Annotated in this window: 11 protein-coding genes; 6 read left to right on the plus strand and 5 right to left on the minus strand. The window is 35.0% G+C overall.

Features of this window, described 5'->3' with window-relative positions:
• The first annotated feature begins 32 nt into the window (after window positions 1-32).
• Entirely contained in the window at window positions 33-1,559 is a 1,527-nt protein-coding gene (gene eptA, locus NLG42_RS16010; protein ID WP_257681554.1) for a phosphoethanolamine--lipid A transferase EptA, read from the plus strand.
• A 45-nt stretch (window positions 1,560-1,604) separates the two neighbouring features.
• Here the strand turns inward: eptA and NLG42_RS16015 are convergent, their stop codons facing one another.
• The 3 genes from NLG42_RS16015 to NLG42_RS16025 form a co-directional block, all read right to left on the minus strand.
• Window positions 1,605-2,075: a cupin domain-containing protein gene (locus NLG42_RS16015; RefSeq protein WP_257681555.1), complete on the minus strand. Its 471-nt coding sequence runs from the start codon at window positions 2,073-2,075 to the stop codon at window positions 1,605-1,607.
• 38 nt (window positions 2,076-2,113) lie between these two features.
• A complete protein-coding gene (locus tag NLG42_RS16020) occupies window positions 2,114-3,520 on the minus strand; it encodes a DUF1254 domain-containing protein (protein WP_257681556.1) in 1,407 nt (468 codons plus the stop codon).
• A gap of 240 nt (window positions 3,521-3,760) precedes the next feature.
• Window positions 3,761-4,498, minus strand: a complete 738-nt coding sequence (locus NLG42_RS16025; protein WP_257681557.1) for a DUF3667 domain-containing protein — start codon at window positions 4,496-4,498, stop codon at window positions 3,761-3,763.
• Window positions 4,499-4,896: 398 nt separating this feature from the next.
• Between NLG42_RS16025 and NLG42_RS16030 the strand changes: the two genes are divergently transcribed.
• The 5 genes from NLG42_RS16030 (at window position 4,897) to NLG42_RS16050 (ending at window position 9,860) form a co-directional block, all read left to right on the plus strand.
• Complete coding sequence (locus NLG42_RS16030) at window positions 4,897-6,321, plus strand: amino acid permease (protein WP_257681558.1); 1,425 nt, start codon at window positions 4,897-4,899, stop codon at window positions 6,319-6,321.
• Between the two features lie 257 nt (window positions 6,322-6,578).
• Complete coding sequence (istA, locus tag NLG42_RS16035) at window positions 6,579-7,634, plus strand: IS21 family transposase (RefSeq protein WP_257683991.1); 1,056 nt, start codon at window positions 6,579-6,581, stop codon at window positions 7,632-7,634.
• Between the two features lie 216 nt (window positions 7,635-7,850).
• The gene (locus NLG42_RS16040) at window positions 7,851-8,111 is read left to right on the plus strand and encodes a hypothetical protein (RefSeq protein WP_257681559.1); all 261 of its coding nucleotides are present in this window, start codon (window positions 7,851-7,853) and stop codon (window positions 8,109-8,111) included.
• 12 nt (window positions 8,112-8,123) lie between these two features.
• Window positions 8,124-8,861, plus strand: a complete 738-nt coding sequence (istB, locus tag NLG42_RS16045) for an IS21-like element helper ATPase IstB (RefSeq protein WP_111376075.1) — start codon at window positions 8,124-8,126, stop codon at window positions 8,859-8,861.
• 387 nt (window positions 8,862-9,248) lie between these two features.
• On the plus strand, window positions 9,249-9,860 hold the full coding sequence (locus NLG42_RS16050; protein WP_257681560.1) for a TetR/AcrR family transcriptional regulator: 612 nt from the start codon (window positions 9,249-9,251) through the stop codon (window positions 9,858-9,860).
• Here the strand turns inward: NLG42_RS16050 and pgl are convergent, their stop codons facing one another.
• Together pgl and zwf are read right to left on the minus strand one after the other, a co-directional pair.
• Window positions 9,861-10,580, minus strand: coding sequence for a 6-phosphogluconolactonase (pgl, locus tag NLG42_RS16055; protein WP_179003766.1), 720 nt, complete (start codon window positions 10,578-10,580; stop codon window positions 9,861-9,863).
• Window positions 10,564-12,099 (minus strand): glucose-6-phosphate dehydrogenase, encoded by a 1,536-nt coding sequence (gene zwf, locus NLG42_RS16060; RefSeq protein WP_257681561.1) that lies wholly within the window; start codon window positions 12,097-12,099, stop codon window positions 10,564-10,566. Before zwf ends, pgl begins: the two co-directional genes overlap by 17 nt.
• Window positions 12,100-12,103: the final 4 nt, after the last annotated feature.

The following is a 12,103-nucleotide window of genomic DNA, read 5'->3' on the forward strand; positions in this document are numbered from 1 at the left end:
AGCTGTTACATTAGATAAAATTAGTACGCTTTATGTTTAAAAATAACTTAAGAATAACTCATTTTGTTTTACTGATGAGTTTTTTGAACTTTCTTTTTTTTCATTTACCATTTTATGTTTATGTCTTTAATAACGTTGATTATAAAAGCATGAATGGTATTATCATGATTGCAAGTTTAATAGTTTTAATGTTGGTTTTAAATGCGTTTGTTTTTTTCTTGCTATTTTCTATTTCGCATTATATTGGAAAATTTTTATCGGTTTTATTCTTCTTAATTAATTCTACAGCACTTTATTTTATTAATACTTATAATGTTATCATAGATGAAAGTATGATTGGTAATGTTCTCAATTCCAATTATGAAGAATCGAGCAGTTTTTTTTCGATTAAACTAGTTTTATACATTGTTTTCCTTGGGATAATTCCCAGTATTTGTATCATTAAAGTGAAAATAATAAATGAAACGTGGAAGAGATTTTTAACCATTTCTTCTCTTACGTTATTGTTTATTACTGTTTTAATATTTGCAAATGCAGGTAATTGGTTGTGGATTGATAAAAACTCGAAACAATTAGGAGGTCTTGCAATGCCTTGGTCATATTCTGTAAATACGTCACTTTTCTATATTCATAAATACAAAAAGAATCAAAAGGAAATTTTACTGCCAAATGCTGTAATAAAAGACAATCAGAAAGCGATTGTTGTTTTAGTAATAGGAGAATCAGCAAGAAGTGAGAATTTCTCTTTATATGGTTATGAGAAAAACACAAATCCGCTGCTTTCTAAAACACAGAATGTATCTCATTTTAATGCTCTTTCTTGTGCAACTTATACAACTGCTGGCGTAAAATGTATTTTGGAGCATACCAATAGTGATGATCTTTATGAGATATTGCCCAATTATTTATTCAGAAATAATGTTGAGGTTATCTGGAGAACTACCAATTGGGGAGAACCACCAGTACATATTGAAAAATATCAAAATAGAGATGTTTTAAGAAAGGATTGTATAGGAGCAGAGTGTAATTATGATGAGGTTCTTTTAACTGGATTAAAAGAACAGATATCGGCTATTAAGAAAAATAAAATTCTTATCGTATTACACACAAGTACAAGTCACGGACCTGCTTACAGCAAAAAATATCCGTCTCAATTTGAGGTTTTTAAACCAGTTTGTAATAGTGTAGAATTAGGAAAATGTTCTCAGAAGGAACTTATCAACGCTTATGACAATACTATAGTTTACACGGATTACATTTTACATCGTGTAATTGAAGATTTAAAACAATTGAAGGAATATAAAAGCACGATGATTTTTGTTTCGGATCATGGAGAATCTTTAGGAGAAAAAAATCTGTACATGCATGGAGTTCCTATAAGTTTTGCTCCTAAAGAGCAATATGAAATACCTTTTATTGTATGGGTTTCTGATAATTCACGAGAACTGAAGACGAATAAAACACTGACTCAAAACCATGTTTTTCACAGTGTTTTAAACTTTTTAAGTATTGAAAGTCCTGTTTATAATGAAGAAATGAATATTTATAAACGCAAGTAAAACTTTTAATTAGTAAAGTTTCAGTTTGTTTTGATTATAGCGCTTTTATAAAAAAGTAATTCCAAAACTTCCGCAAATATCCAAGACTTTCTTCATATCCGGCGGTCCGGCAGGCAGGAGATTTAGCTGCGTAAACATTTCTTCAATTCCCGAAGGTATTATTGTAACTATCGCTTTGGCATTTTGTTCTCCCACGACTTTAAAAGAATGTGGTATTTGCCTTGGCAGAAAAATAGTATCACCCGCTTTTAATACGCTTGTGCTGCCTTCTACAATAAATTCCATTTCTCCTTCAAGTATTCTAAAGACTTCATCTTCATTTGCATGAACGTGCAGTGGTATTCCAACTCCAGGCGGATTATCATTTTCAAATATGGTGAATCTGCCCGCAGTGTCTTTTCCCGAAAGCTTTATCTTTTGAATATCTCCCAAAATATTTTGATGTAAACCTTGTTGGGCAGTTATGATTTTTGCAGCTGTTGGGGCATTTTCGTCAATAAGATTATCTTTTGCCATGAGTTTTTTTTAGATTAATTTATAAAATTAATGTTGGATTATTTTTTCACAATTTCAGGTAAAGGCATTTTCCAAATGTTGTTAAGCACATCAGCTTCGGGGCCGTAAATTCTCATAACAAACATGAAGTTTTCATCTTTAGGAGTAGGGAGCCAGTTGCTTTCTTTGTCTTTTCCAGGTGTTGTGTTTTGCAAATAAATAATCAAATCTCCATTAGCTTCATACTTTAATCCTTTAGTTTTGTTACCAATCGAATACCTTTTGATTGAGTTTGGAACAAGAAAACGTTTTGGCAGATTATACATAGTTATACTCCAAAAGTATTTTGCTTTTGGAAGTTGATCCTTGCTGAATTTTATTATGTAATTATTTTTCCCTGTAAGCGGTTGATTGTTTTTATCATTAATGCTTCCAGTGTAAACCGCTTCTTCTTTTGTGTTTCCATAAATTCCTGCGGCGGCGGCAACTGCTCTGGTTAAGTAATTGTTTTTAAGTGCTGCACGAGTACCAAAAAGATTTGCAAAATCGGTAGCATTATTTAAGCTGGATTCCAGTTCTTGTTTTGCTTCTGCAATTCCTTTTTCTATTGCTTTAATAGTTTCTGGCGGATATTTAGAGCTGTCAAAAGGAGTTCCCGGAACAATTCCAATTTTTGCAAAACGGGCTCTAAGTTCTTTTTCACTGTTGTCTTCGCTTGTATATTGTAATAATGAATTTAATACACTGATAAACTGCGGAGAACTATAATCGCTTTCTTTCCAAACAGGAAGTGGTAAATTGTATTTTTTTACTTTTGGAGCTGCACTTTGCGTGAATTCATGAAGTGGAATTAACTTATATTGTGCTTGTATTTTTTTAAGATTAGATACATCCGATGGATCATGAAGCTGAGTGCGTCCAACAAGAAAAATTAAATTTGTTTCAGAGCGTAAAACCTTATTAATACCTTTTGGAGTTTCGCCTTTCCAATCTGGTCCAGCGATTAGATATTTTCCAGGATTATTTCCTGTAGTTCTTGATCCAATATATTCATAATTAAAAGTATATAAATCTACAAACTGCATTACATAATATCTGTCGTTTTCTATTTTTGGAACTTCCATAACAACAGGTTCATCTGAAACATTAATGGCAGCCATAGAATAAGGAGTGTCATTGTTTATCGTTATTACCAAAGTATCTGCAGGAGTTGCACTCATGGCAAAACTTTTAAATTTATTAAAACCTGCATATTCTTTCGCTTCTTTATTTATAGCGCTTGCATAAATAGTTTTATAGTTGTAAAAAATAGGATATCCATAAATCCATGCTTCTTTTGCAATAGCGGTTATAGAATCAGCAGATATTGCTGTATCAGTGCTTTCTTTTTGATCGCTTGATGAGTTTTTTTTACAAGCAGTAAATACTAAAAGTGAAATGATTAAAAAAGAAGTTAGATTTTTCATAATCAGGGAATTTGTTTGTAAATAGAATTATTTCCTGATTTTAAAAGTAGAATTTAAAAGAAAAACTTTAATTCTTTTATATACAAATATGGTTGCAACTTATAAGTTGCAACCATATTTGTAGTTTCTAGGATTGTTTTTATTAGACGGATTTAAAAAGACTGCATTTTTTAATACATAAATCTATAAATCAGTTATTTATGTTTTGAGCCCATTTAGTTAGGGTATCTTAGTTTGTAATTAACTTAAAAATTTAGTCCCAACAGTATTTAAAATATTGTTTATTACTTGTTTAGTCAGCAAATACAAGGCTGCAATTAGAATAGATCGAATGATGAGTTTATACTTTTTTAAATCAAAGACCGAAAAATATTGATAATAGAAAAATGCTATATACAAAAAGGTTAGTACAGACAATAAAATATTTACTCCAAGAAGAAACTCCTTGTTATCACTAAGAATCATACTAATTGGAAAAATAAGACTGATTGTCAATACTCCGCATAACAAATACAAATTCAGTACTAAGTTCTCTGTATAATTTTGTTTGCTTTTTTTGAAGAATAAGTAACTGACAAAAGCAATAATAGGAATGTGCAAAAAAGCGGTAATTTTTGAGTAGTCTTTTAGAACTTTAAAAAGTCCAGAGACTGCAGTTTTATTAAACAAAGTTGATATGTCAATTTTTGTCCATTTTTTCAGAAAATAATTGATTGTCAGTAAAAGAATTATTGTGGCAAAATAATTAAAGTGTTTTACCCTTTTTCCCTGTACATATTCTCTAATGCTGTGTCCTGGTCTTGAAAACAGTTCTTTTATCGTGTAGAAAAAACCTTTGTCAAAATGAAAGATTCCGTGTATAAAATCATGCTTAATAACGTGAGATAAAGAAAATCTGTGTGTTGATGTTGCTTGACTGCAATTGCTGCAAAATTTCGCTGTAATTTTTTCATTACAATTTAAACAGTTATTTGTCATTGGTTCGTTCTGGTGTTTTTGTCAATTAATGGTTGTTCTTTTATTACGCGTTTCTGGTGGTATTATTGCGAAGATTGTATTTTACGAAACAGCTCACTTTTATACTTCGTGAAAAGCCATTTAGGCTTATTTTGTAAAACTTATTCGCGAATTTAATTAAATTTTAATATTTGATAAATAAAATATTCATGAATAGCGAAATAAATTTAAAGGAATCTTATCTGTGATAATTTTGATCAAGTCAGCCTAAGAATTAATAAAAACTTATCTTGTAATACCTCTAAAACTACAGATCTGAAATAATAGAAAAACGCTTTGTTTTGCACGATTCCTTTTTTAACTTATCTTCGCGGTTTATACATTTGTGAGTACATTTAGCTCATTTAAAAATTTGGTTTGTGAAAAAACAACATGAAGACGTACAAGACAATCAGCTTAAACGCGGGCTGACTAATCGCCACATTCAATTAATTGCCTTAGGCGGATCAATAGGAACAGGTCTTTTTTTAGGTATTGGTCCAGCGGCCGTATTAGCAGGTCCATCTGTTATTTTAGGATATGCTGTTGCCGGAATTATCGCTTTTTTTATTATGAGACAACTTGGTGAAATGGTTGTTGAAGAGCCTGTATCAGGAAGCTTCAGTCACTTTGCTTATAAGTATTGTGGTTCTTTTGCGGGTTTTGCATCAGGTTGGAATTATTGGATTTTGTATATTTTAGTCAGCATGGCTGAACTTACAGCCATTGGTGTTTATGTGCAGTTTTGGTGGCCCGAAATTCCGCTGTGGGCATCCAGTTTATTTTTCTTCTTGGTTATTAATGCTTTGAATTTTGCTTCTGTAAAAGTTTACGGTGAAACGGAGTTTTGGTTTTCAATCATAAAAGTTGTCGCAATTATTGCAATGATTCTTTTTGGTACTTACTTGCTTATAAGCGGTACAGGAGGAGAAAACGCTTCAATTCATAATTTATATAACGATGGCGGCTTTTTTCCAAAAGGTTTCTTTGAAAAAAATACTGATGGGAGTTTTCAAGGTTTATTAGCTGCAATGGCTTTAATTATGTTCTCTTTTGGAGGTTTAGAACTAATTGGAATTACCGCTGCTGAAGCCGAAAATCCAGAAAAAAACATTCCAAAAGCTACCAATCAAGTTATTTATAGAATCCTGATATTTTATGTTGGTGCATTGGTTATTTTATTTGCTTTGTCACCGTGGAGACAAATTACAACAGACAGCAGTCCGTTTGTAATGGTTTTTCAAAACTTAAACGGAATGGAATTTGAGCTGTTTGGCAATAAAATATATTTTACAAAACTTATAGCCAATGTGCTTAATTTGATTGTATTAACCGCCGCTTTATCAGTATATAACAGCAGTGTATACAGTAATTCAAGAATGTTATTTGGTTTAGCAGATCAGGGCAGTGCACCTAAATTTTTAAAGAAGCTAAACAAACAATCGGTTCCAGTTAATGCCATTTTAATTTCTTCATGCTTTGCTGCAATCTGTATTTTAATAAACAAAATAATTCCAGAAGAAGCTTTTAGTATTTTAATGTCTTTAGTGGTTTCTTGCTTAGTTATTAACTGGGTTATGATTTCGTATACGCATTTGCAATTTAGACTTGCGAAAGACAAGGAGAAAACAAAAACTAAGTTTCCGTCAATATTTTATCCAGTAAGTAATTACATCTGTTTCGTGTTTTTATTGGGAATTTTATCCATCATGTGGATGACAAATATGAAATTGTCTGTAGAATTAATTCCTATTTGGCTGGGTATTCTTTTTGTATTCTACAAAGTTTTTAAAACAAAAAAATAAAGCAGCTTTTACTGCATTATTATAATGTATAGCAATATTATTTAAACACATAGAAACATGGAAAAAACGGTCAAATTGACCACGCTTTTTCAGCATAAAGTGACCACCGCTTTCGGATCAAACTGACCACCACTTTTCAATTTAAACTGACCACATAGTTTCGGTTCAAATTGACCACTAAAAACTACTTCTTTTTCATGTTGTTAAACCATGGATCTGTATAAAAAGTACAGGCTATGGCAAATAACAAACTAGACATGAATAAAATTAGAAAAGTTATTAAATTACATTGTAACGGCAAAAGCAAGCTGTTTATAAGCAAGTATTTATCGCTTTCCAGAAACACAGTAAAAAAATACATCTCTTTATTTGAAGTGCTTGGATTAAGCCTTGAGTCTGTCAACAAGAAAACCGATACTGAATTAGATGAACTGTTTTCCCCAGGCCCCGCAGAAGTTCTTTCCTCAAGAATCGAGGATCTCTATGCTTATTTTCCACAGATGGAACGGGAATTAAAAAAAACCGGCATTACCATACAAATCATGTGGGAGAGATATATCGCTTTAAATCCCGATGGCTTGAGAATTACCCAATTCAGAAACCGTTACAGGGACTGGGGTAATAAAGTAAATCCTGTGATGCATATGAACCACAAGGCTGGTGATAAAATGTATGTAGATTATGCTGGAAAGACACTCTCAATTTTAGACAAAAGCACATCAGAGATCAGAGAAGTGCAGTTTTTTGTAGCTATACTCGGAGCAAGCCAATATACTTATGCGGAAGCTTCCATGAGCCAGCAAAAGGAAGATTTTGTAGCTTCGGTAGAGAATGCAATGCGCTTTTTTGAAGGAACACCTGCTGCAATAGTACCAGACAATTTAAAATCTGCCGTAATCCGAACCAGCCGCTTCGAACCTACCATTAATGAAACTCTGGCAGATTTAGCAGAACATTATGAGACTACTATTCTCCCAGCAAGAGCATATAGACCAAGAGATAAATCTTTGGTCGAAGGTGCGGTTAAAATACTTTACAGAAGAATTTATGCAAACTTAAAAGACACTAAATACTTCAGTATAGACGAACTAAATCAGGAAATCTGGGCCCTGCTGGATGCTCATAACAATAAGAAGCTTACTGGAAGACCCTACTCTCGTTTTGAACTCTTCATTGAAGATGAAAGACATGAACTGCAGCCGCTTCCTCTGGAACGCTTTGAGATTAAATACCAGTCCCTGGCAACAGTTATGCAGAATGGACATGTTCAGTTAAGCCAGGATAAAAATTATTACAGTGTACCCTATCAATAGTTAAAGAAAAAAGTAAAACTGCTATACACAAACTCTACAGTAGAAATCTACTTCAAATACAATCGTATAGCTACTCACATCAGAAATCCCAAGCCTTACATCTACTCTACAAATCCTGAACATCTGGCAAGCACACATCAATTTGTATCCCAATGGAATGCCCTAAGATTTATTGATTGGGCCAACAGTATTGATCCGGCAGTAGGAGAATACATTATGCAGATAATCGAAAGCAGAAACCACCCGGAGCAGGCCTATAAAAGCTGTTTAGGGATATTATCTTTTGAAAAGAAAGTAGGTACAGAAAGATTAGTAAATGCCTGTAAACGCGCTCTGGACTTTAAGATTTATAATTTTAAAACTATACAGAACATCTTAGATAACAGTCTGGATAAAATATCTATTGAACACGAAATGGAACAGGAACAGGATCTTCCCGAACACAATAATATTAGAGGAAAAAATTATTATAACTAAAATCAATATACAATGAATGAATCTACCGTAACAAAAATGAAGCAGATGAAGCTTCATGGAATGCACAATGCCTTCATGACAGCTATCGAAAGTGGCAAAACTGATCATTATACCCTTGATCAGTTTATATCAATGATAATAGATGCCGAATGGGATGAAAGACACAACAGACGTATAGAACGGAGTATTGCCAATGCACGATTCCACTACAAATCAAATATTGAAAGCATCAATTTTGACCAGTCCCGAAACATCGACAGAAATCTTATACTCAGGCTTGCAGAGTGCAGTTTTGTAGAAAAGAATGAGAATATCTTAATTACAGGAAGCACGGGTGTTGGCAAAAGCTTTTTAGGAACAGCACTTGGCTATCAGGCCTGCATAGAAGGTTATAAGGTAAGTTATTTTAACTCCGCAAAATTGTTTGCAAAGCTCAAAATGGCAAAAGCAGACGGCACTTATCTAAGAGAACTCACGAAAATACAAAGACAGGATGTTATAATACTCGATGACTTTGGCCTGCAGTCTCTGGACAGTCACAACAGAATTGCACTTTTAGAGATCATTGAGGACAGACATAACAACGGCTCAATTATCGTAACCTCGCAAATCCCGGTTCAGGGATGGTATGATATAATTGGCGAGAAAACTATAGCAGATGCAATCTTAGACAGACTAATACATCAATCACATAGAGTTGAACTGCATGGGGAATCAATGAGGAAGAAAAAAAGCATAAACAAGGGATAATTATTTATCTATCTTTGAAATAATAACTAACACACGAAAAAAAGTAGTTTTTTGAAATAAATCCAGGTGCTCACTTTGCACCGGAATTAGATGGTCACTTTAAACCAAAACAAGGTGGTCACTTTAAATTGTAATCAGGTGGTCAATATCACTGAGTTTTACATGATGCGACAGAACCCTTTTCTGTACTTCAAATCTGTTCGTTTTTACAGGATGTTATTTGAATTTTTCTTAATCTAGTTTATTGGTACCTGTCTGATATCGCCTTAACTTAGCCTCACAGTAGTATTTCTTATTATTCAGGGCATTTTTAGATGCTTATTTAAAAAAACATTGTGATAACATTTGAAAAAAAGTTTGATCTGAGACCTTACAAGAAACAATAACATGGAAAAAGACAATATTACGGCCATAAAAAAAGTTCTTCTGGAAACTGCCGAATCTTTATTCTCAGATAGAGGTTACAGCGATACCTCCATTAGGGACATAGCAAAGGCAGCAGGTGTGAACCTGGCTTTGGTCAACTATCATTTTGGCTCGAAGGAGAATTTGTATCTTACTATTTTTAAGAGAAGGTTTTCGGCCTATGAACTGGCACTCACAAAAATGGACAACAGCAAACCTGCAGATAAAAAATTAGATGCTTTCCTCGAAATTTATGGCAGCTATATTGACAGCCATCACAGCTTCCATCGCCTGCTTAGCCGGGAGATAACCCTTTTACATCACGATTCGATTAAAGAAGTAATTACGCAGGCTACCCGCAAAAACTATGAACTGATTAAAACTATAATCCTTGAGGGTATGGCAGAGGGTCTTTTTAAAACGGTAAATGTCGATGTTGTAACACTCAATATAATAGCCTTTGTACCCAGGATTTTTTCGGGAAGCCCATTTATCACGGATCTGCTTGACTGGCAGGAATCAGAACTCCGCGATAAGCAGACAGTATATACAGAATTAAAGGACTATTTTTATACTATTCTGCGCAACGGATAATTATGAAAACTTTTGTGCGGCGTTTTTATCAGTCAGGAACAAAAGTTTTCCATCTACAGGTTTAATTAACTGCATTGGATATTTCTGCGGATTATATTCTCCGTGTAAAACCTCGTACAGTGCCTGTGATTTACTCTCCCCGAAAGTGAGTACCACAATCTCTCTGGCTTTATTAATTAAATGAGCTGTCAGGGTAATACGATTCATATTTTGAGATTTTAGATAATAGGCAGATACCCATTTCGTATTTTCTTTCAAAACCTCCTGATCTGGAAAAAGTGAAGCCGTATGTCCGTCGTCGCCCATTCCTAAAAATATAAAATCAAATTTTCCGTCCTCTCCCAAAACATTTCTAATGAATTGTTCGTATTGAAAGGCATAATCTTCAGCTGTCACACCAGAGCTGTACATTGGAAATATATTTGCTTTGGGTATGCTTACATGATTTAAAAGGTAATCAGAAGACATTTTTGCGTTGCTCATCTCATTATCCAGCGGCACCCATCGCTCGTCACCCCAAAATACAAAGACCTTATTCCAGTCTATTTTTTCCTTGTAGGATTTTGTCGCCAAAAGTTTGTAAATGGCTGCAGGAGATGTGCCGCCTGTAAGGGCAGTTACAAATCGGCCGCGCTGCTGTATTGAATTTTGTGCCGCAGCGATAAAAATTTCAGCTGCAGGTATCGTCATCTCTTCCTTATTGTTAAAAATACTGATCATCTGTTACTTTTTCTTTGACTTCATTACAGGTATTTGATATCCAGGCATGTCCCTGACGTGCAAGCAAAGCATCTGCCTGCTGCGGACCCCAGCTTCCGGCCTCATACTTATGCAGGTTTAAGAACTTATCATTTTCCCATGCTTGTTGAATTGTTGTCACTACGTCCCAAGCTTCTTCGACCTGATCTGAGCGCATAAATAAAGTAGGGTCTCCAAGCAGCGCATCAAGTATCAGCGTTTCATAAGCTTCCGGGGCTTTGGCCGAGCATGAGAAGTAGTCGAAGACCATCTCAGCCGGTTTAAGCGATAAGGAAAGCCCTGGCTTTTTAGTCATAAACTGCAGTCTTATATCCATTGCGGGCTGAATGTTTATAATTAAGCGGTTTGGCATTAATCCTTCTTTTCCAAAAGAAAAGGTAGAATGGGGAACAGGCCTGAACTGAATTACGACAGAGGATTGTTTTTCCTTCATTCTTTTACCGGTACGAACATAAAAAGGCACACCCTGCCATCTCCAGTTATCCAGGTAAAATTTCATGGCCACAAAAGTTTCGGTGGCAGAATTGTGCGCAACACCGTTTTCCTGAAGGTACCCCTTTACAGACTTTCCTTTAATAGCACCATTATCGTACTGGCCTCTGACAGTATAATGTTCGACTTCCTGAGGTGTAATCCGGCGGATCGATTTTAAAACATCAGCTTTACGGTTTCGTATTTCATCTGCCTGCAGTGATGTAGGGGCTTCCATGGCCACCATAGTCAAAATCTGCATCAGGTGGTTTTGTATCATATCTTTTAATGCACCGGCATCCTCATAAAAGCCGCCTCGATCTTCAACCCCGACTTCTTCTCCAACGGTGATTTGAACAGAATCAATGAAGTTGCGGTTCCACAGAGGCTCAAACATGGAATTGCCAAAGCGGAAAGCCAGGATATTCTGGACTGTTTCCTTACCCAGATAATGATCTATGCGGTATATCTGTTCTTCCTTGAAGGTCTGCGACAATAGCTTGTTTAACTGCACGGCTGAACTTTTATTGTAACCGAAAGGTTTTTCAACAATAATGCGGTCCTGGTCAGCATTGGAAGCCAGGTCTAATTTCTTGATGTTATTTGATATCGCCGCGATAAAAGATGGCGCAATGGACAGGTAAAAAAGCCTGTTGGCGCGCTTGCCAAATGCCTTGTCTGTCTGATCTATGTCTTGCTTTAAGGCCTGATAAGATTCCTGCTGATTAATATCATTCTGGAGATAGGTGATATGGGAAGCGAATTGCTGATAATTTTCCGGGGAATCTATTTTATTTCTGGAAAACGCTGTCAGGTTTTCATTGACATAGGCGCGGAACTGCTCATCGGAGCTTTCGGCCCTTCCCAATGCAATGATCTTAAATTCTTCCGGCATACGGCCATCAAGGTAAAGGTTGTAAAAAGCCGGGAAAAGCTTTCTTTTAGCCAGATCACCGGTTGCTCCAAAAACAATTATGATGGCTGGCTTTATAGTATTGACGTTATTCATTTTG

The organism is Flavobacterium plurextorum (genome assembly GCF_024638035.1).
Classification (GTDB): domain Bacteria; phylum Bacteroidota; class Bacteroidia; order Flavobacteriales; family Flavobacteriaceae; genus Flavobacterium; species Flavobacterium plurextorum.